This window comes from Sodalis endosymbiont of Henestaris halophilus, assembly GCF_900161835.1.
Taxonomy (GTDB): Bacteria; Pseudomonadota; Gammaproteobacteria; order Enterobacterales; family Enterobacteriaceae.
The window spans coordinates 1,569,272-1,592,486 of sequence record NZ_LT897836.1 but is presented as its reverse complement, the minus strand read 5'-3'; the positions used below and the strand labels follow the sequence as shown (position 1 = coordinate 1,592,486).

The following is a 23,215-nucleotide window of genomic DNA, read 5'->3' as shown; positions in this document are numbered from 1 at the left end:
GAACATGCGTCGCCATATTTAACAGGTCGCAGTGAGAAAAATCCTGTTGACATTGTGCATAAATTTTGATCACGCTGCGCTAAAATATAAAACATGCGTCAATGTCGCTGGCACGAGGATTTTAGTTTATCGTGTTGCGGTGATAAGAGGGATAAGATATAATTATAGTTCAACTAACTTGCGCATTGATGGCAAGTTTAGAAAGGAATCGATTATCAAAACACTATTAAGTGCAGGCTTGCAGTGGCTCATGTGTTTTAAAAAGAGGAGAAAGTTAGTAAATCTGCTTATCGAGATCAATTGCCATAACAACTTTTACTAACTGGCGTGGCGGATTAAGTTTTTTTGTAATCAAAGGATTAAGGAAGAATATTTTTGTGCGCTTTGATTCTTACATAGTCAATAATGAATACCACGTGTGATATTTCAATTCTAAACAAGAAACTATTTTGTTTCTGTCTATGTAATAGCATTACATTTTAATTTTAATTATAAATATTGTAGATTAGTGTAGCGCTACAATAATATATAAATATTGATTAGAGAAATTTTATACGGCAATGCTTACTACTTTGAACATAACTATAACAAAGAAGTTTTAATCATTTATTTGTTGCAATAAGATAGCAAGCAAGTATATATCACATATACGTTTTTATTTGCTTAAAACTTATTTTCGCAAACATTTACTTATTGCTTTATTTAAAGCAATATGCCATAAATAATTATTTATTTATGAATAAAGTGTTGACTAAATCAATTTGGTCGTAAAATACTTTATCTGTAGTTTATAATTAATGATAAAGTAATATACTAATTAATGTTATCTCATAATTTTTATTTATTAATTTTGTATTAAGATGTTATTTGATTCTATCAAGTCTAACGCATATTTAAATTTATTTTATCAAATTTACTTATATTTATTATAAATACACAAGCTTATCACAATTTTAATAAATTAAATTACACTTCTATAAGTAGTTATTTAACAATATTTAATATTTGTGATTATAAAGATACGAAATATTTTGTTATTTATTTTGATACGTTATATTAACGTATAATCTTAAATACTTAAGAGCGTTTAATAAAATTAATTTAGCAATAAGCAGTAAACTATATGAATTTATTGTTAATTAAAACTTAATGACTTGTTGCTTATAATTAAGTTTAAGCTTAAAAAATTATTTAGATATAAATATAGTAGGTATAACCCATAACTTATTGTGTGATTAACTGGTATAATATAACAACCAATTTAAGCCGCAAAATATTAACAGTAGTACAAGCAAATTATTGTTTTTAGGCTTGATTTACAAGAAAGATTTTTAGTTTAATTTTACTACGCTAATAAATGATCAAGATTACTTAAGTAGTTTTGTGCGCTAAAAGCACTAAATGGTTTTAAAAGTTTGCTATTTATCGCTGATTTATAAACAATAAATAATATAATAAAATATAACCTAGATTATATCTATCTATTTAATTATATAAAGAATTATATTCCATGTTTAGAGGATTTTTTAGTAAAACACTGGTAATCAATAGAAATGTAGTTAAATGTTTTATTTATGGCATTAATCTAAATATTAATTTATATATTTTGGCATTGATAAATTCGCATGTTATACGAATTTGTTTTTTTACTTGAAATGTCCATTTATTTATTTTGCTATCTTTTGTCTTATAAGTTACATCAAGCATTAAAAAACTTAGGTTATTGCTGAAGATGTTCTTTATCTTGTTTAGTAGATCTAAATCTAACAGTATATTTTCAACAACTGTATTTATCTTGTCATGTTGATCAAGTTTATGTTTCGTTGCGGTAATCTTACCTTGTCTTTATAATTGCATTGTTCAGCCGCACAAATTATTGAGCTGCCAGTGTTGCGTCCAGGTAATTTTGTAAATTATCATGCATTTTAAATATTACCTACGTATCTTACAGCTGCGGTTTTATTCAATTAAAACTATTGTTGTTGTGAGCCCTTGCGCTAACAGTTGGTGTTTATTATTAATCAACTAATACTGACCACTATAAAAAACCTTAGCTAGTTATGAAGCAGCAACTCTGCGTTGTGTGGCGTTAAGTTGTGTTATATTAGGGGTCATCTCCCCATGTGGTGAAAGTAGCAATATTGTATTACTACAATATTGTAGTTGACTTCTTTTGTAATTATTTAGTGAAGTTAGTTAGCTTAACTTTGGCACTTATTTTATTTGCAAGCTATTGCGAAGATTTTTTCTATCTATTATCCTCACCCTAATGACTAGTCGTCTTATACTTTGCGTTATATTTTCTACAGTACTTGCAGATATTTAAAACTATTAAAGTCGCTGCCTTAGTATTAATAAATTATCAAGCTAAATTAAGGTGATTATACAGTTCAAAGCTCATCTTAAATGCTTGAATGATTAAAGACAAGTCTAAACATGGTTAGTGCTTACAACCTCTCACCAGTTTATTGGCCAACAAATTCATAATTAGCCTCAGAAAAACTATACTTCTCTATCAAAATATTATTTATATAACCTAACTCAGCTTAGCTAAGCAAGTATCACAGCTAACTAGCGATCGCTAGCGCATAGTATTTTACTTTGTTCTTTGTTTTTTGTTTATGTATTTGTGAGCTTATTAATGGTAATCAACAACCATTTCTCATCTAGTCGATTAATTAACATTTTAGTTTATCCCATATTTATGAGTTATTATGGAAGCAAGACTTCTGGTATTTAAGGAATAATCGTTAGCATTTCAGGTTTCTTTATTTGTATAGGTTACGCAACTAGTCTTATTTTTTGATCAGAATTTAATTAAACATTCGGTGATGTAGTGACTTAATGTATGAACTAAATGCTGTAAAAAGTGATGTTAATTTGTGGTATAATATGCTAATCATTAAGAATTTTGCGTAACAAAACTAACACATTACTACGACCGCAGCTATTTGCTGATTAATAATGATAATAACGATAACAAAATTTACTGGCAAATTTTTCTTAGCAGGAGCGTCGGAATTTGAATTAATGGTTATTGCATAAAAGCTTTTTCTAGCTGATTAACTTGCATAACTGCTTCGTTAGACAGAGAGACTATCGCTCTTTTTGATTACACATTAAATAAAATTAATTAGGTAATGCCGTAGTAGCTATTAGCTACACTCAAGAGTGTAAAACTGAAACAAACACAGGTACTAGCCTAGTATTCGGCGGCTTGGTAGTTAACAGAGTGATACAAGGGGCTTGTAACTTTCAGGATTCGTTAAACCGATTGGTAAACAAATTTTAAGCAATTTCTTATCAATTTCGACACTACTCTCTTGTAGTTGAATTTTCTAGATTGGTAGAGTAAATATAAAACAGTGTTATGTACGATGCCTTATGCCGCCTTTTCTTGCATATATGAGGTGTGTATACCTTATTTATTAACTTCATTAGCATGACGACGATCATTAGATCTTTTAGCTAATGTTTAATATTGTTATATTTATAAAAATAGGAATGGTGCTTATTTAGCTACAATTCACCAAAATGAGCCTTACTTTTGTAGTATAGTTGTAGCCTACATCAATAGCCCATGCAAAAATAAAATCGATATTTTGCGTGCATTGGCTTTTGTCTATGCAGACTGATTGCAGAGTGCCACTGTGTGTAAACGATCGTCGCTATCAAAGTCTACTAACATATACGCTATTTTAATGAGTGATATATTTATTGATTTTTTATTTAGGTAGATGTTGTATCATTGTGTAAATACAATGATTGATGCCTGATATTATCACAATAGATGGGGGTTAAAAATGAATAACATGTTTCATAAATAAACGATAAGCCACGACTTATCTTGGTAATTTGCACTTCTCTATTTCAGCAAAGTTTACCTGATACTATCAAAAGTATAAATATTTGCTGCTGGAAGTGAAAAGACCTGATATTTTTCCTGTATTTTTCCAACCTGGTTTACCTCATGGCCAACCAGGACATTGTGGGGCAATCTTATCGCGGGCATTATTGGCAATTTAGGATAATACCGTTAGCTATAACGTTGCTTTAGTTAACTTAATTAGTGAATTATTTTCCAGGTTATTTATTTTCTGACTGCACTAAAATCATTGAAATAAGCGTGTCTTGGTAGATATTGTTACGCGTCATATTGTGTGTTTGTTATTGTGTGTCGAGTATGTATTATGTAGTATTTTATTTATTTTAGAAGGAAATAACGTTCATCGAGGTATAAGATTGTGATCTGCTGTATCGCTACTATATCTATCAATGTCATTTAGAATTTTCGGTTAATTTAAACATCAGCTCGATCACCACTTAGCAGAATACAACACTAACTTAGGTAATATTATTCAATATTGACCAGATTATCAGTGATAAGAAAAGATTTTACTTTTCTATGTTTCCTCTGTATTGGTGCCAATGCCAGAAATGGCAACTTATTTTCGTTGCAGGGGGGGGGGAGGATGGAAGAGACATTTCAATTACAACGGCGACTATGATTAAGGTAAGTTTATTAGTAGATTTTTCGCTACGTTATAGTTATCTATGTCTATAGATAAGCTAATATTTTAGATGATAGTTAAAAATAAAAGCATGTACTATGCTATAATATACGATTTACCCTTCTTGGTAGCGTCCAAGGTAAACGATAGCATGGTGCGGTTCAGTATAGCTTAATTTGGACATCTATTTATATGATAACACCGCTGCCGCGCTTATTAATACGATACTGTTAAAATCCGCACTAACCGATACAGTGACATTGCGCGTCGGATATTTCCTCTGTTTTAATTGCTTTAATATCAACTTCATGCTGCAAGGGTTTCTTGTACTTTGAGCATTGTTTTAATGCACTAACTATCTTTGCTGCCGCTTGCGTGCTTATATTTTTCTAGTAAACCTGTGCTTCTATAACATTAGCTATACCCTCTTAATTAAGATTGACTCGTCAATCTTAATTTTTACGGGGCAAGTAGGCGTTTGTTTCCTTGCGAAGATGTTACTTATAAAAATTTAGTGAAGTGCACAAGGTCAACTACCATATCGTTAGTCTTTGCGGTATAAAATATGTTAGTGCCAACCTAGATTTGGCACTAACATGAATTTATTCAATGTTAGACTCTATAAACCATAAGAATTTATCTAAGTCTCGGGAAGTAGAAATAAGGATATCAGCAGTAACCTCATCTCCGACTTCGGTAATTGCTTTACGGATATCGTTGGCTACGATACCGTAACGATCGGCCAGCTCTTTTAGATGATCTTGTACTGTATGAATAGTGGTAGGGTAACTTTTTAGTGTACTTTTATCGTTAGTAACCTGTACTGTTCCTAATGCTACACCACCTAGCTGTGCCATACGTTCAGCAATTATATCCTGATGGTTAAGAATTGCAGTATGAAAATTATCTAACATTCTATGTACGCCAATAAAGTTATTTCCACGCATATTCCAATGTGCCTGTTTAGTGATAAGCGCTAGATCCACCAGTTCAATAACAAGACGGTTAAGTATGGAAATGATTGAGATTTTTACCTTTTCGTTCATATCATTGCGCGTAAAAATAAGTTCAGAAGATTTTCTTTTAATCAATTTAACAGTCCTCATAATTACTAATTATCTTAATAGCTTGTAAAAGCTTGTCTGTAGTTCCATATGACATGATATGTATATTACTTTGTAACCATTGTGCTTCCTGTCAAGTTGTCATTATTTTGTTGTTGAATTGAAATCTTATTTTGGCGGGAGCTATGGCCTTTGTCATAGTAATGACATTATACTGTTAATTATTCTAATAGGAAAGTAGCTCTAGAAAATTGCTTATATACTCATGAACGATAAGTAAACGAGGGCTGTTGCCTTTAAGTCCGTCGCCAAGGCGACGAAGGGTCGTCGTTATCAAAAAAATAATCGCTGCATAACGTTATACGAATATATCTGATGTCTATAACGACATCATTTTGCCTCTTGCGGCCTCATCATGATGGTAAGTCATTAGGCTTGTCATCACTAGTTTGGTACTAATTGTAAAATACTTTCTTTTTTAGTTTACCCGGATTTACCTCGGTAAAGTGCTCTATATCTTTCCTTCGTTGCATGAAATGGATAAGTTGATAACTTACGACAACGTTTTTGCTAGTCATGGTGAGAATAATAAATATTCGCGTTAGGCATCTAGAATATCTCTAGGGTATCACCGCGTATTTAAGGGCTTTGCAATCATGATCTAAAGGTATTGTGACAAGGTCGCGCTATATCTCTTTACAACCTAATAACATCAGCTGACTATGGATTAATTTAAATTTAAAATACGCAGAGATAAAGTATATAGGTGTAAGGGTTTGAAATAGGTTCTCGGGTGCGATTGGTACTCTATTGATGTATTTCTTTAGTCATATTTAGGTCTGCCAAATCTAGTACCTAGTTGTGATTGGCAGGATGGTAGTTTATGAAATAATATCTCTAGGTTGCGCAAATAAACGTTGTTTTTACCGCGCGGATTACTTATTAATACCGGGATTACATTAAGAGAATGATATAAATCATTACGCATAAGATTTACTATCTGTAGTCGGAGGAAACACGAACGTGGCGAAAAATAGCCTATAATGAGAGGGACAATAATAACAAATAGATTTTCATAGCATAGATTAATTAATCATTTTGTATGATGTCTTGTCATCGTCTACAACTATACATTCACAAGAAAATCATAGACTTAATTAAATTAGTTTTACGGAAAACAGACCTTACACACCTAGTGCGGGCTGTACACGCTAGCAAGGTCTGCACCAAAACCGTGCTGGACCACATTTTGTATTTGTGTCATGTTGGATAAACCTTATAAATTGATCTTAGTCAGGTAAGATAATAACTTATTTATTTCAATATTTATCTGACTTATTATTCCGTAATTGATGATTTTTTATACGCGTGGACAAATGAAACCTGACAACAGCACGTCAGATATGGCTTTTAGTTATCAATTTATCGCATTATTAAACTTTGCGCAACTTGTACTATAAAATAAAAGTGTTATAATTAACATTGTTAGTTTAAGTGTGGCCAGGTGCGTGATTGGCGATAATAGTAACTTGAACAGGTGCATTAATCTTACATTATTCTTTTTTAGATCTTTAATTCAATTTTAAAACTAAAAATTTGCCGAACTTTCGGCGATCGGTAACCGTCTACTTTAATTATTAAATAGTGCGTGAAATATCTTTATTATTAATATAGTTAAACTAATTCATCATTTCTACATATCGAAAAAAAACTTTTATGTGATGAAGATAATTAAACGGTTTAGGCAAGTAATTAACTGTATCTGCTATGTGTTTACACTTTTAAAATACTAATAAAAATTACGCGATGGTGAAAGAATTTATTGATAACATTATTTAGTATTAGCTTACAAAGCGCTTTAAGCCACGTTTTAGATAGTTGTCGGCACACTCAGACAAAATGCTACCGACACTAGCTACTATGTTTTAATGAAATTTGTTATTAATGGTTTGCAAATTTTTTATAATGCTTAATAAGTAAAGTAACTGATGTTTATCATGCATAATTAAAGAAAGGTTATTTGCTTCATTTATAATGTAAGAATCGCGGAAATAAAAGTCGTTTACGTCAACTATCACCCCCATGGGAAGAAGCGTATGTTTCTTTATACGGTTAAAAAATCTAAAAATGCAATTTGATAATATGATATTTCACTTGAGGATGTGAATATTTAATCAAACATTGGACTTAATTTAAATATGAATTTCTCCCCAGCATATAAAAACAGTATAAATTTATAACCATAGAACATCTGCTTTGTTTGCGTTGCTTAGCAATCATTAGGTTGCGTGAAGCACTTCAGGCTTACAAACAGCCCTGTAGATCTGGTAGATTTTCGCTAGAGAATCTAGAATCTCTGCGTAAACAAGCTACAAAGGATTTATCTTTAAATGATGAAGAGCAATAAATGCATCCCATGCTTAATTTTTTTATCGTATGCTGCTGGTTTGACTTTTTATGTTCAGTTGTCATGAATTAAACAAAGGGTCGGGTTACGATATTCTAGTAGAGATTTTCAGTGGCAGGAAATTCAGGCGACTGCTTTGTTAAAACAATTATGACAGTAGTTAATTGCATGAGATAAATTGAATCTCCGATAGTAAACTGAAATATAAGACGCAAATACATGTTTCTTTAAATATTAAACAATTAATATCAATCAAGTTTGTGAGGCGTACATACAAAGTGTTACTACTAATTTTAATCAATTAACTCTCAGTATGGCATTAATGCTCGTGGTTGGCTCACGAGCGTGAACTGGAAAGTGTGCCATTCAAATTCTGTATCGCTGTCGGAAAAATAACATGTTGCTATCAGGCGACTTCTTTGTGTGGGGGCGGAATTACTTATAAGTTAGTTAGACAAACTGTGTACGTAGAAGTAAAAAATTTTATTTAGCCTATTACACATTTTTTTGTTCCCTAGACATTAATTCTTTGCTGTTTTGTATCCAAGTACCGTAGTTGTTTCAAAAAACATCTCAAATTAATAAGCAATAAGTTTACACAAATTAAAAATATTTTATTTATAGAAGAAAGTTGCACTATTATATGTTCCTACACGCCTCCCGAGCGGGCCATTATACTTCGCTTACCTGATTAAGCCGTTGATCTTCAGTAGCAATATAATGGTAAAGTTATGTTATGGGTTCAATTATCTATTAAAATTCAGCAAAATTTTTAATAAATGGATTCTTATTACTGTATTTTTAAAAATACACGTTAACTAACAGATAATAAACGGAAAGGCTACAGATCCTAATTATTTTTAAGATCACATATGCATTTTACCACGGATGTGTGTTATATCGCTGAAGCGGTAAGATTTGGCGGGCACTGATGGTCAAATATATTAACGACTTCTATTTTCCAGACAAGGCTATAGAAATTCTAACTGAGGCAATCGAAATGAATTTTCTGGTAAGCATAGGAATATAACCAGATGAAATCTTTGTCTGTTTGTTAAATTTCTATGGGTTGGATAGTGAGAGCTGTGCAACTTGCCAAAGTGTTAGATAGAAAGCTACTGCTGTTCGGTATATCTAAATATATAAATAGATGCAGCTGTCAGGTGCGAAAATGTTTGCAATTTATTGCAACATTTGATTTATAATGACAGAGATTAATCAACGTTAATGATAACAAAGCTAATATTTGTAATGTACTACTAGTTAATGATTAGTAATTTTAGTCTATAAAAATCAAATATTAGTATATAAAGATAATTCAATGAGATAACAGCAATAATGCAATTTAAGATATCCAAAATATATTTACGTGGGAATTATGTAACTATCTTTATAACTTAATTTGTTTTAATCATTTCGTAACCAACGTTATTTAAAGCAAGTAGTCGACAAATTTATCTTTAAACTAGCAATAATACGATTTGAAGTTAATAACGTTACACTGTAACGTGTATACGGCTTACTAAATGATAAAGGTGACTACAAAAATTATAGATATGTGTTTTATAATTTATGTCACGTAAGAAAAATGCAAAACCCGTTAATAAACTTTATTTTATTTATTTCGTTTATATATAATAAATTAGTGCATATTAAATTAGACGAAACAGTAACACTATTAAACACAAGCTCTGAAGTGCATATAAAAACAAGAGCTAAAGAGGATGATGAACTAATCTCTAGTAGTTTTTTTTGACCATGAAGAGTTTTCGTGTAGGGGGCGTTCTTTTTTTATAATTGCGCTAGAGGTTTCTTCAATTTCTTTTATCATTAGTTTTCTTGTTTACCTTTTTATTCTCGCGAATTCGTATCATAATTTTACTAAGCTTCATAGCTTACCGCTTAGCGATGTGATTCTAGGGAGAGTTATGTTGGATATGAATTGCTTAGTAATACATGAAGAAATGCAAACTTATTTAGGAAAATAAAGCTAATAAAATACAGACAAATTTAGACACTGACAGCAATGAACAGTGTTTTAAAAACGCACTTCACGAGGTTAAAGCGGAGCAACACCATTTGTGTGGGATAACCAATTTTGTTGTCATTGCTTTCTTCATACGTTATTACGGGTAGAAGTATTTATTAGTCGCGCGAAAAGGGTAAGTGATCGCATGAATTATACAGAGGATCGCTCTTCATTGGAAGATACCTCTGTAATGCGTTTAGGTAATCTTAGCGGCTACGAAAAACAATGCGGCCTTTGCTCAGATCATAAGGGGTGAGTTCAACGGTGACTTTGTCACCAGTTAAAATGCGGATGTAATTTTTGCGCATTTTACCGGAGATATGTGCGGTAACCACATGTTTATTTTCTAATTCCACACGGAACATAGTATTAGCTAGCGTGTTTAGTACTACGCCTTGCATTTCAATATTGTCTTCTTTGGTCATTGAATTCTCTTGATGTGAATATTATAATTTTGAATCAGTAAAATTATGCTGAAAAATTTTCAGTGTAAAGAAATGATAAGAAAAATGTGTAAAATAACAGGAAAATATCTAAGCGTCAATTTTAATGCATTCGGCTAACGGATAAATAACACCGCGTCAAAAAGTAACTCTTATTCAAAATACGTCTCTAAGAACATACAAAATATAATCTATAAGGCGATAGTACTTGTAATTTGTAGAAGAAGCTATTGCCGGTCTATTGCCTCTGAAAGCTAGCCATAGAGTTTTTCCTTATCGTTAAGTTTGCTTAACTCTGTTTATGCGGTTATAGAAATGCAGAAATTAGAGTAGAAGCTAGTAAAACAGCATAGTTAGATTTTATTTGACTTAGTTATATCACTGGCCTATAATAGTGATAGTAGCGTCCGCGTAGGGCTACTAGGTCCTGATGGCTACCTTGTTCAATAATGGTACCGCGATCCATAATACAGATACGATCGAAATGTTCCAATCCTTGCAGCTGGTGGGTGATTATTATTAGGGTATTCCCTTGGCTTCGCGTGGTTAATAAATGTAGTATTTGTTTTGCAGTAACCGCATCCAGTCCCTCTGTAGGTTCATCGAGCAGCCATAACGGAGAAGCGTGCAGCAACGCCCGGGCGATACCTATACGACGTTGTTCGCCGTTGGAAAGCGTACGGCCACCTTCCCCGAGCCAAGAATTTAATCCATCTCCCATCAATAGCTTCTCTAAGCCCACCTGCCGCACCACTGCGCACAGTTGTTCATCATTGGCTTCTTGTGCTGCTATTTTTAGATTATCTCGTAATGTCACGTTGAAAATATGCACACGCTGCGGCACTACGGTGGTCATAGCGCGTAACGTATTTTCGCTCCATTCCTTTATTGGAACATCGTTGATTGTTATATGCCCCTCTTGTGGATCGCAGGCGCGAGTCAATAACTGCATCAGGGTAGATTTTCCGCTACCGGTATGTCCGAGGAGGGCGATATGCTCTCCGGCGGCAACCGTCAGCGATAGGTTGTCGATGACAGGCGCTATCTGTCTTGAATAATAAAAACGCACCCGGAATGCGCTAAGAGCAATACTTGCGGCCGGGTCTGGACCGGCGGTGGGAAACACTACTTCTGGCGACTGGCGGATAATGAAGTTGAGTCGCGTGGCGGATGCTATCACTTGTCCCAAATGTTGAAACGCTCCTGCTATAGGTTTAAGAGCTTCAAAGGCCGCGAGTGTTGCGAACGTGAACAGCGCAATTAGCGCTCCGTAAGATTCATCGCGGCTTTCGCTACCGGTGGAGAGCCACATAATTAGCGCTAATGTTATGCCGTTTAGTAGTAATAGCAGACTTTTTGCTCCAGAGTCTAGGCCGTTTTGGTAACGTTGATGCATTTGCCATTGGTGTTCTATAGCATTTAACTGATCTCGGTAACGTTCCGCGGCGCCGTACAGCATGAGTTCGGCATTGCCGGAAAGCCAGGCATTCAGCTGCTGTCGATAATCGGCGCGTAAATCAGTTAATGTTTGTCCCACTGGTTTTCCGGCAAAATAAAATATTGGAGGAAATAGCATTAAAATAACCAACATTATCGCGCCGAGTGTCAAACCTAATAGTGGATTAAGCAGATATATGCCGGCTGTTACCGCAAGAATCGTCACCAGCGCCCCAGCCATCGGTGAGATCACGTGCAGATAAAGATGATCAAGTGTATTCACATCTGCTACCAGATGATTAAGTAGTTCCGCTTTGCGGAAGATGGCAAGTGCACCGGGAGAAAGAGGAAGAATACGGCTAAAAACGTAAAGACGCAGATGCTGCAGCATGCGGAATGTAGCATCGTGACTGACAACCCGTTCCGCCCAGCGGCCTACCGTGCGTGTAATCGCTGCTGCTCGTACGCCGGCGGCGGTCAGCATGTAGTTAAAGTTGTACAAGCCGGTAGCACCAGCTATCGCTGTGCTAGCAAGGAACCAGCCAGATAGGCTTAGTAAGCCTATGTTGGCCAAAAATGTATTAATAATTAGTAAAACGCCAAAAGCAAGTTGTCCGCTATGAAGACGGTAAAGCTTCAAATATGGCAACAAGTTGCGCATGGTTATAGTTCCTGTATTTGAGAGGCAAAATCTGCTAGCGGCCCACCACTAGCGGCCAAGTCGGTATATCGGCCCTGTTGTGCTATGATGCCGCCGGACATCACCCATACGACGTTAAAATTTGTGATAATCTGCAAATGATGTGTTACTAGCAGCGTGGTTTGGCGTCGTGTAGCGCTTTCCAGCGCGTGCATGACTAACCGTTCGCTGTGTACGTCAAGATTAGCAGTGGGTTCGTCCAACAACAACAGTTTCGGATCACAGATCAGCGCTCGTGCCAGAGCGACGCGTTGCGTCTGGCCCATAGATAGACGGCTTGCGTCTTCTCCCACAGCACTGTCTAGACCACCCTGTATAGTGTTAAGGAATTCAGTTACATAAGTATTATTCAGTACTTGTGTCAGTTTAAAATCATCCGCTGTTGGTGCGCCTAGCAGGATATTCTCGCGCAGGGTAACTGCCGGAAGCGTCGGATTCTGACTGACCCAACTTAATTGTTTACGCCACAAGCTAGGCGATAGCGTTCGCAGCTCTTGGCCATTGACTTGTAGTGAGCCGCGATATGGTAAGAATCCCATGAGTACTCCGAGCAATGAACTCTTGCCCGCGCCGCTAGCACCAATGATAGCTACCCGCTGCCCCTCGGCGACGAAAAAATTTAGCGGTCCGGCGAGTTTGCTTCCGTCTGGAGCCAGGATCCATAGATCACGAGCTAGCAAATTTACTGGTCCTTCGACAGGAATTTCATGGCCATTGCCCTGGTCTTCATCGCTATATTCCAAAAAAGAGAACAAAGATTCAGCTGCTCCTACAGCCTGAGCCTTAGCGTGATAAAACGTGCCTAAATCTCGCAATGGCTGAAAAAATTCAGGAGCAAGGATCAGTACCATAAATCCTGAAAATAGCGTAACACCAGTGCCGTAACTGCCAAAATTTAGTTCTCCCATATAAGAGAATCCGAAATAAACCGCTGCTATAGCGATAGATATTGAGGCGAAGAACTCTAATACGCCTGAAGATAGAAGTGCTAACTGTAAGACTTCCATAGTGCACTGACGAAAGGCTTCGGTAGCGTCTCGAATATTTTCCTTTTCCGCTTGAGCGCAAAAGAATAGCCGGAGGGTTTCCAGACCGCGAAGTCTGTCGAAGAAATAACCAGAAAGGCGCGCTAACGCTAGAAAATTGCGCTGGTTGGCGTCAGCGGCCCCCATGCCGACCAGCGCCATGAACAGTGGAATTAGTGGTGCTGTTAAAAATAGAATCAGCCCTGCTGCCCAATTGATAGGAAATATTACTATAAGGATCATCAACGGCACGAGTACTGATAACCACATTTGAGGTAAATAGTGGGCATAAAAATCATGCATATTCTCGATCTGCTCAAGCAACATGCTACTCCAGCTACCGGCAGGTTTGCCGTGAATCCAGGCCGGACCCAATCGTTCTAAACGGTCCAGCACCTGAGCGCGAATTTTTCGGCGTAGCATACTGCCTGCGATAAAGCCTACTTGTTCACGACTGTAATTGACTGTGGCGCGTAGTGCAAATAATGCTGCCAAAGCGATAAAGTAGTTTTTTAAGCTTTCGCGCGGTGTATGATCCATGATAAATGCTTGCAATAAGGCTGTCAATATTGAGGCTTTGGCAACAATAATCAAAGCACTCACTAGGCCGAGTAGCATGGAAAGACGCAGCCATTGGTTTACTTGCCTACTTTGTGATTTGAGCCAGCATACTAAGATTTGTTGTTTATTTTTATTCATTTAATAATTGGTTTCAAGTCGGAACGAAATGTTGTAGATAGAAAAATTCTATGTATATGATGACCTTTATTTTGCTAGAGCAATTAATATTTACCCTGTTATGCACGAGATAAAAATTACTGTCGGTTAATTATCGCACATTTAGGCAGTCTAGTTGAAACGATAATAGCGGCGCGTTTATCACACTAAGATGAGATATGGCAATCTGTCGCGTGATCAATACGTAGGGGTAATAACGGCGCGCTCTAGTGTTTCGAGATAACGTTCGGCGTCTAGCGCCGCCATACAACCGGTACCGGCGGAGGTAATAGCTTGGCGGTAGTTATAGTCCATTACGTCGCCGGCCGCGAACACGCCTGGAATCGAGGTGGCGGTCGCGGTTCCATTAATTCCGGACTGCACGAGTAGGTAACCGTTTTTCATTGCTAATTGCGATCCGAAAATTGCGGTATTGGGGCTATGACCTATAGCGATAAACACTCCGGCAACTGCCAAATCTTCATAGACATCGGCCCCTACTTTTTTTAGCCGCACACCGTTAACGCCCATATCATCACCCAGGATTTCTTCCAGGGTCCGATTGGTATGCAGAACGATATTACCGTTCTTGACTTTATCTAATAGTTGGTCGATAAGGATTTTTTCCGAACGAAAGGTGTGGCGGCGGTGGATTAAGTGGACTTCCTCTGCAATATTAGCCAAATAAAGGGCTTCTTCTACAGCGGTATTGCCGCCGCCGATTACCGCAACTTTCTGGTTTCGATAAAAAAAACCGTCGCAGGTTGCACAGGTAGACACTCCTTTTCCTTTATAGATATTCTCAGATGGTAGCTGCAAATATCGCGCAGATGCACCAGTAGCAATAATAAGCGCATCGCAAGTGTATTGATGGTTGTTACCGACCAGGTAGAACGGACGGTTTTGTAAATCAACTTGTGTAATGTGGTCGAATATGATTTTTGTATTAAATTTTTTAGCATGGGTGTTCATACGCTCCATCAGGAGCGGCCCTGTTAACCCATCAGGATCGCCAGGCCAATTTTCCACCTTTGTCGTAGTCGTCAGTTGTCCTCCTTGTTCCATACCTGTGATCAAGACCGGTTTTAAATTAGCACGTGCGGCATATATAGCAGCAGTATAGCCAGCTGGTCCTGAACCCAATATGAGTAATGTACTGTGGTTAACGATAGACATGTTTTCCTCATTGTTATTGCTTTATTATCTATTAAGATTATAAAAATAATTATGGCGAAAAGAATGCAAAATATTTAATGAAATTAATTAATCGCTGATATTGATGTCGCCAGCATGACAGATTCGGAATAAACTACACTAAACTAGCCATGTGTTAGAGTTTGCCTGTAACAGTGATTATGCTATTATATAATTGAACTTTTCATTTTGGCAATTGGTTGTGTTTTTATTGAAAATATCTATGGAAGACAATAAACAATCTGGAATTATTACTGCTGGTAGAGGTTTAAGTTTTGCATCGTTGATGCGATCTTTTTGCAGTGCGTTTCAACTCTCCCTGATTTTAGTTTAGTGCGTGTACAGATAGATGATAACTATTTATAACATTTTGAAAAAGATCTAATCTTATATTTTTCTAAAATAATGAAAAGCATTTGTAGCAGATTTTTGATCAGATTGATCACAAGATTTTTCTCTGGATGCCCTACAAAAAGAATAGGGGTTGGTTTTAATGTCGTCTTACTCAATGAAGGTAAGGATATTTTTACTCACTTTTCTAACATAGGTGCGTTTCCCTGAAATTTTTTAATTTTGTAAAAGACCATACATCACTACTAAACGACATACTATCTAGATATTGTTTTATATATTGTTTGTTGAGATTACCCTCAAATTATTTGAGCCATAAATGTTTTAGTAATTCAACTTTGCTGTGCAGAAACTGGAAAATTTAGGTTCATTATTTGTTTTAGGTTATGGTTATTACTTGCTAAAATGCTTGTATTAGATATGTACTACCCAATCCGTAATAGATTACTGTTATTGATGTTTATGTAGAGTAAAACATAGTTCCAATTCTATCATAAATGTGTATGATAAGAACTTTCATGTGAAAGTATGCTTTCGTCTGTGAATTTTTAATGCGGATATATACTATAATTAAATGATAGTTCGTAGCTATTGTTTAAGGTGACCTTAGATAGGTTTTCTTGTGCCAAAAAATAAACAAGATAGTTCCCTAAAAACTTTCAGTAACGTCCGCTGGCTCTTGGACATTGTGCTAGTTTTTTTGGGTATTTTTGCGTTTTTTTTAATGGTGGCGCTAGTTAGTTTTAGCCCCTTCGATCCTAGTTGGTTACATGCTGCCTGTCATGGTCCCATACACAATCTAGGTGGCGTGGCAGGTGCATGGTTTGCCGATACCCTATTTTTTGCCCTCGGCGTGCTGGCGTATGTACTACCGCCCATTGTTTTCTTTTTTTGTTGGGATGTATTATTTACCCAGAGTTATAAACGTGTCTATATAAATTTATTTAGTTTATCTCTGCAGTTTATCGGTGGCTTGATGTTGCTACTTAGTTCTTGTTGCCTAGCCGCGCTAAATGTTGATGATAAATACTATTTCACTGCCGGTGGTGTTATTGGCAGCTTGCTAAGCAGTGCGATTTTTCCGTGGTTTAACAACGTAATCGGTGCCTCCATCGCGATGCTGTGTATATGGGCTTCAGGGCTTACTCTATTCACCAGATGGTCGTGGGTTACCATCTCTGAAAAAATTGGAGCGGTGGTGCTTGACTGCTTTACCGTTATATCAAATGGTCTCTTTCGCAATGAATGTGATCAAGAAGATAAAAATGATCCAAAAAAAGAAGATGCAGCTCGCAGAAACGAGGCAGTGCTTAATGGTCATAACATAGGTGGAACTCAGACCATTCGGTTGTCTAATCTTCGTGCTTTAGCCACTGAAGACGACGAGCCGTATATGTGCAGGTGTCAACGAGATTTGGAGGTGCCATACTGCTCTTATCACTGCACAGTCTTGCAGTATAATAACGATATGTTCTTGACGTCAGATGACGTTGGACAAAAAAATAGTAACACACCTCTGACTTTTATGCCGGCTCCTTCTGTTACCAGGAATTGCGATAATTTGAAGTTGAAACAGGGTATTAAATCGAACCCGATGCTTATTTCGACACGACTGAAATTCTTCTCGTGGGAAAATAATATCCCTTCTCAACCACAATTGGCTAAAGCAATGAAGGATATCTGCCACAAAACAGATTGTGCGGCGGAAAAGAAGGTGTTGTGTACGCCGTTTTTATACGCCGAGCGCTAGCAGGTCATTGTTGATTCGACTGATTATTATAGCTGTCTGGTTATCCATGCCTTTGGTATAACGATGATGGGCGGTAACGTCCCCGATAATCTCTTTAACCAGTCCACGCCGTAGACATTCATCAAGCGCAGCTTGATTTATCTGCTTTTGATGCATCAGAAATTGTTAATACAAAAACTGGCTATCGCTGCTGCTGAATACGGAGCTCCTAATTCCTCTGCTGCGTAAAAGTTGACATATTCGCATTTGATTAAAGGTGTACTTGTTAAAGTACAGCTTGCTGATCATCGTATCAAGTTGGCAAGTACTTGGTCTTTCTTGAGGCAATTACCAGTTTATAGTTAGTTCTTACGTTAGGGGGTAAGGCAGTTTATCTTTCTAAATTTATTTAGTGATCTATTTCGGGGAATGTCTATTTAAGTCTTGGCAGCGATTCTAGATTAACCCTACGTTTCTAACCCTGGCATGATTTAACAAACATTGTCAAACGGTCCTATTTACACGAGATTTTAGTTTGTTCAATTACAGCAGTTAGTCTCAAAATAGGTGATTGCGTACAATGATGCCTAACAATAGGGATTTTAGCAAATATTCTTATAGTATCTCGCTAGTGTTTTGTTAAAATTAACAGCATTGTTGCGTTTATCGATGCTGTGCTTAGTGGTGCGTTTATTTTCACTTTTAAGAAATGTTTATAATGAAAAAATGGTTTATGGTCGCTTATATTTTTCTCCATATGCTGGAGGTTATGGCTTTTGCTGACGATGCCGATATACTGAACGGCCGTCTAAATAAGATTAATAGTTTTTACGCTCGATTTACCCAGATAGTAACCAGCGCAGAAGGAGATGTGGTTCAGGAAGGTGCAGGCGAGCTGTGGATGAAACGGCCGAATCTTTTCAAGTGGCATATGACCTCTCCGGATGAGAGCATTTTGGTATCCGATGGCACAACCCTGTGGTTTTATAATCCTTTCGTTGAACAAGTTACCGCCAACTGGCTTAGTAACGTTACGGACAATACGCCGTTAATGCTAATAATCCGCAATAGTGCTACTGACTGGCATCAGTATAATGTGCAGCAGCAAGGTGATAGCTTTTTGCTGGTGCCGAAATATGATAATAGCAATTTGAAACAATTTACTATTAAAGTGACTATTAAGGGTAATATTGAAGGTTTCACCGTTGCGGAGCAAGATGGTCAGCACAGCGTTTATAAATTAAATAACCAAAAGAACGGCTTGTTAGGGAATGATAAATTTTATTTTTCTCTCCCGCAAGGTGTAATGCTAGACGACCAGCGTTAATTAGCTAGCTTATTAATAAGCTATTCCTTTTTTCTTCTCAAACATACATTTCAATCGCTTGCATTGCGTATGCGATTGTCGAGATACTTTAGAAGTTTATATTTAGCGCCATTTGCTAAGTGTTGATAAACCTGCGGTTACCTCTGGTAATTGAAAACAGTTAATTTAGTGATTAAGTTATGAGGCCAACAGTCGATTGTCAAAACCATCCTAGATCTAATTAATAGCTTATTATTGTAATGCTGATGTGGCGTGGTCAATGTGCAGTGACTCCCTGTATCAAGGAAATATTTGCAAAATGATAGCTATAAAGCGTCGCAGTTTAGACGTAGGGGGCGCGCACTCATTCTATTTATCGAATGATGGTACTATCACTTTAATATTTTCACTACCGAAAGCCCTCCTGTTAGTTCAATTCGATGCTGGTTTATAGTCGTCCCAGGTTAATTTACTGATAAGGTTGACAACCGACGGTATTAAATTGGTGCTTGATCAGGTATGTAAAACAGTGATCGTGGTTGCGTCGTCTAAAATATCGTGCTTTAACCGTATAAAACCGCGGGCTACTTGCATAGATGATAAATCATGCAACTCGTTGTGCGCCCAATAATTTAGAAATGTTTTTTGAATATAAGTATGACAGTCTCCGACATCTAGGGTCAACAGTTACTAACGCAAGTGCGCTCTTAAACTAAATATCCGAAGAATACAATGCGCTCTTTGATAATAAAAGAGATCATTACTATCTCTTGATTAAGACGCTGTACACATCGGTGTGCGGAATCTGGCCTTTATCTAGTAAAGTAATTGTGGTACACGTAGTTTATTGCTATAAAATAGCGGTTCTGCTGTATGTTACACAGTTTTACGCTGGCTATATTCATCTGAATATTTGGGTAAAAACATTACTTATCCTCCCTACAGGAGGGTAGGTTGTCATCGATGTTTGGGATTTAGCGCTTGATAAGAACAGCGCAGAAAAGGCCCCAGGACAATATTTTGGTCAAATTTTTATTTGACTTATGTGTCTAAAAGTAATGCGATCTATTATACTACACCGCCTAGAGCATGATGAACTAAACAGGTCTTCGCACGTCAGTGAGGACTACTCATATATTGATATATTACCCGTACGAGATAGCGTAAAATAGTTACTCTCAGCGAAGATCACGCGTGGATTAGAGGAAAAGTGCTAACAAGCACCTTTGGTAAGAAGCGTTCTATTAAAAAATAGCCTGACAAAATACTATTAATTAACCTACTGTGTTGTGAGAGATAAGGTTACGGGTACTAAGTTAATAACTTAGCTGCAGATCAGAATGCAGTGCGATTATAAATGTATATCGCAAACGTACATAAGATAATAATGGGAAATACAAGACTAAGATGCTCGATCCCAAGTTACTACGTAACGAGCTTGACGCAGTAGCGGAAAAATTAGCTCGTAGAAAATTCAAACTGGATGTGGTTACCTTACGTAAGCAAGAAAAGCGTCGCAAAGTTCTCCAGGTAAAAAGCGAGGCTTTGAAAGCTGAACGCAATTTCCACTCCAAAGCAATTGGAGTCGCGAGATCGCGAGGGGAAGATATCGAGCTATTGATCCGGGAAGTAAATAGGCTGGGTAAGCATTTTAATGCCGCCAAAATGGAACTAACTGCCCTGCAGAGTGCGATTCACGACTACGCTTTATCACTGCCCAATATCCCAGCGGCTGAAGTGCCTGACGGATGTGATGAAAATCACAATATGGAAGTTTCTCGTTGGGGTAAACTGCGTCAGTACGATTTTCCTATCCGTGACCACGTGGAGTTGGGTGAAATCGTGGGCGGTCTAGATTTTGCCGCGGCAGTGAAATTAACCGGCACACGTTTTGTAGTGATGCGTGGCCAAATTGCTCGTCTTCATCGTGCATTGACCCAGTTCATGTTAGATTTACATACCGAACAGCATGGTTATCTGGAGAATTATCTACCCTATCTAGTGAATCACGATTCTCTGTACGGGACAGGGCAACTTCCGAAGTTTCATAAGGATCTGTTTCATACCCAGTCACTCAGAGAAGAAGCAGAAACTAGATCTTATGCTTTAATCCCTACCGCAGAAGTGCCGTTAACCAACCTGATACGTAAAGAAATCATCGAGGAAGATGATCTACCTCTGAAAATGACCGCCCATACGCCATGCTTTCGCGCCGAGGCTGGCTCTTATGGGCGCGATACTCGTGGACTTATTCGCATGCATCAGTTTGATAAAGTAGAAATGGTGCAGGTGGTTAAACCTACAGATTCAATGCAAGCTCTGGAAGAGATGACTAGTCACGCAGAAAAAGTGTTGCAGTTGTTACAACTGCCGTATCGAAAAGTGTTGCTGTGTACTGGTAATATGGGTTTTGCATCTTGTAAAACTTACGATCTGGAGGTTTGGCTGCCTGCGCAAAATGATTATCGCGAAATCTCTTCTTGCTCTAACGTTGGGGACTTTCAGGCGCGCCGGATGCAAGCTCGTTACCGCAGCCGGGCAAAAAAGAAAATTGATTTAGTTCATACATTAAATGGATCAGGCTTAGCTGTAGGACGCACGCTGGTAGCGGTTTTAGAAACCTACCAGTTAGCCAAAGGATGCATTGAAATACCTGCAGTATTGCGTCGTTATATGAACGGTTTGACTCATATTGGTTAAAAATTTGACTATTACAACTAACTTGTTATTAAATTACGTTTTGGTGTGATATCAAGCACTATTCTGATTATAGCTTAAAAATTAGGTGATACAAATTGCTAATTTATCTTTTTTAGGCATAATGACATAATGTTTGTAATCTAATTTTAAGAATATATCTTTCATATTAAACCATGTTTGTCAAACCTTGCCTGGTAGTTAATACTGATGTTGTATGTGTGGGCTGTTATTACAAATAATTTTTATTGCCTGCCTTAACATAATGATACTGTGATGATCAGACATGTCTTTTCGCGATTTACTAAGTAGATCGGACTTATCAGTTAGTTTTATTTTATATCGATAATCTACTAAGTAGATTACTTGCCGAGGTACAAGTAGGCGAATGCAACAATTAGGCTTATTATAATTATATTTGGCTTGTTTGGTGCTCTTGCTGGCCAAGATGCTGTTTGGGGTTTTGCGTATGCGTTCCTAAAAGCTGTGTTGAAGTTTTTTCATATCTGACGTTGTCTGCGCGTTAGTATCAGTGATAGTGAAAGCACGCTTATGTGCGGCTGCACACTATATATAATTTGCGAACAAGTTATCGGTGGTCTTCTATAGCGAGTGTTTTGCATTATTTTGAGTATCGTGGTCAGATAATGTCTTTTAAGTTAAGACGCTTCTCGGCTTCGAAGCGCCTTTGTTGAAAACTAAGGCTGGGAATGGACAAAGATCAGTCTAGGCAAATTATTTGCCATTAACAACTAGTATGTTATGCCGCACAATGATGCGCTCTACAATTTGTGCAACCTGTTAATAAATGTCATGTTACTACAGTCTGATTCAGACCATCTGTTGTTTGTTATGACAATAACACCGCCATTAGTATATCTTGAGGTGCTAATTCGCACATTAGATCGTAATTATAAGCTAGTGCATACTACTACCAAATCGAGAAACTAGCTTGCCCTTGTCTTTCGGCTTCTACGTCAAAAATGGCACACTGTTTACAGTATAGTCTATTTTCTGCCAGTTCCTTTATACTAATGATGTCTTAACCTCTCGTTGTGTGGTTCAGGGGCTCGTTAACTACTCCTTGGCCATAGGTATTTTCGTTAATATTTACGCAGTATTTTTTCTGCTGCATTTGCGTTTAATTCTCATCATCTTGCCACTTAAGATTCAGCGATGAGTATATTATTAGTGGTTATTATAATAACGCGTGATGCTATTCATATATACCATGCTAACAAGAATAATTTCCTGGAATGTTATTATTCAGTAAATATTACAAATTTGCTTGTTTTTGATATCCATCGTGCTGTTTGTTTCATTGAAAAACAAAATCTCTGGATTTTCATTAAATTAAAGAGGTAGGCGACTAAGATAAGAGCAGTAACTGTAATTCGACCTTTTAATTCAGTTATGGCTGGAGTGTGTTGAAAGTGATACCGTAGTAGCGCCTCATGCATTTTGTGATTTTGGTAAATTAATCTAGCATATCGCTTGATGGTATATCACACTTTTAAGTGTGATGTTGGGCAAATATAACTACACTGCAATAACAACAATACTGAAGACTTATTGTGTAGTCAAAGCCGCTGTTATCGCAAGTGA

At 36.9% G+C, this 23,215-nt stretch carries 9 protein-coding genes; 3 read left to right on the top strand and 6 right to left on the bottom strand.

Annotated elements, in window-relative coordinates:
- Positions 1-5,113: 5,113 nt before the first annotated feature.
- The 5 genes from dps to trxB all read right to left on the bottom strand — a co-directional run bounded on the left by dps (position 5,114) and on the right by trxB (position 15,509).
- Positions 5,114-5,617 (bottom strand): DNA starvation/stationary phase protection protein Dps, encoded by a 504-nt coding sequence (gene dps / locus HBA_RS03350; RefSeq protein ID WP_097032586.1) that lies wholly within the window; start codon positions 5,615-5,617, stop codon positions 5,114-5,116.
- A gap of 4,600 nt (positions 5,618-10,217) precedes the next feature.
- Positions 10,218-10,436 carry a translation initiation factor IF-1 gene (gene infA / locus HBA_RS03345; RefSeq protein WP_097032585.1) on the bottom strand — a complete coding sequence of 73 codons (219 nt, stop codon included), beginning with the start codon at positions 10,434-10,436 and terminating at the stop codon, positions 10,218-10,220.
- A gap of 391 nt (positions 10,437-10,827) precedes the next feature.
- Entirely contained in the window at positions 10,828-12,552 is a 1,725-nt protein-coding gene (cydC, locus tag HBA_RS03340; protein WP_097032584.1) for a heme ABC transporter ATP-binding protein/permease CydC, read from the bottom strand.
- A gap of 2 nt (positions 12,553-12,554) precedes the next feature.
- Positions 12,555-14,315 (bottom strand): heme ABC transporter permease/ATP-binding protein CydD, encoded by a 1,761-nt coding sequence (gene cydD, locus HBA_RS03335; RefSeq protein WP_097032583.1) that lies wholly within the window; start codon positions 14,313-14,315, stop codon positions 12,555-12,557.
- Between the two features lie 216 nt (positions 14,316-14,531).
- Entirely contained in the window at positions 14,532-15,509 is a 978-nt protein-coding gene (trxB, locus tag HBA_RS03330; protein ID WP_097032582.1) for a thioredoxin-disulfide reductase, read from the bottom strand.
- A gap of 991 nt (positions 15,510-16,500) precedes the next feature.
- Here trxB and HBA_RS03325 point away from each other — a divergent pair.
- The gene (locus HBA_RS03325) at positions 16,501-17,628 is read left to right on the top strand and encodes a DNA translocase FtsK 4TM domain-containing protein (protein WP_097032581.1); all 1,128 of its coding nucleotides are present in this window, start codon (positions 16,501-16,503) and stop codon (positions 17,626-17,628) included.
- Here the strand turns inward: HBA_RS03325 and HBA_RS03545 are convergent.
- A complete protein-coding gene (locus HBA_RS03545) occupies positions 17,611-17,784 on the bottom strand; it encodes a hypothetical protein (RefSeq protein WP_157774262.1) in 174 nt (57 codons plus the stop codon). The genes HBA_RS03325 and HBA_RS03545 overlap by 18 nt on opposite strands.
- A 541-nt stretch (positions 17,785-18,325) precedes the next feature.
- Here HBA_RS03545 and lolA point away from each other — a divergent pair.
- Positions 18,326-18,934, top strand: a complete 609-nt coding sequence (lolA, locus tag HBA_RS03320) for an outer membrane lipoprotein chaperone LolA (RefSeq protein ID WP_097032580.1) — start codon at positions 18,326-18,328, stop codon at positions 18,932-18,934.
- A gap of 1,386 nt (positions 18,935-20,320) precedes the next feature.
- Positions 20,321-21,613: a serine--tRNA ligase gene (gene serS / locus HBA_RS03315; RefSeq protein ID WP_097032579.1), complete on the top strand. Its 1,293-nt coding sequence runs from the start codon at positions 20,321-20,323 to the stop codon at positions 21,611-21,613.
- The last annotated feature ends 1,602 nt before the right edge of the window (positions 21,614-23,215 follow it).

Bases quoted from the DNA above. Each gene is read 5' to 3' on its own strand.
- dps (WP_097032586.1), bottom strand. From the start codon at position 5,617: ATGAGGACTGTTAAATTGATTAAAAGAAAATCTTCTGAACTTATTTTT.
- infA (WP_097032585.1), bottom strand. From the start codon at position 10,436: ATGACCAAAGAAGACAATATTGAAATGCAAGGCGTAGTACTAAACACG.
- cydC (WP_097032584.1), bottom strand. From the start codon at position 12,552: ATGCGCAACTTGTTGCCATATTTGAAGCTTTACCGTCTTCATAGCGGA.
- cydD (WP_097032583.1), bottom strand. From the start codon at position 14,315: ATGAATAAAAATAAACAACAAATCTTAGTATGCTGGCTCAAATCACAA.
- trxB (WP_097032582.1), bottom strand. From the start codon at position 15,509: ATGTCTATCGTTAACCACAGTACATTACTCATATTGGGTTCAGGACCA.
- HBA_RS03545 (WP_157774262.1), bottom strand. From the start codon at position 17,784: ATGCATCAAAAGCAGATAAATCAAGCTGCGCTTGATGAATGTCTACGG.
- lolA (WP_097032580.1), top strand. From the start codon at position 18,326: ATGAAAAAATGGTTTATGGTCGCTTATATTTTTCTCCATATGCTGGAG.
- serS (WP_097032579.1), top strand. From the start codon at position 20,321: ATGCTCGATCCCAAGTTACTACGTAACGAGCTTGACGCAGTAGCGGAA.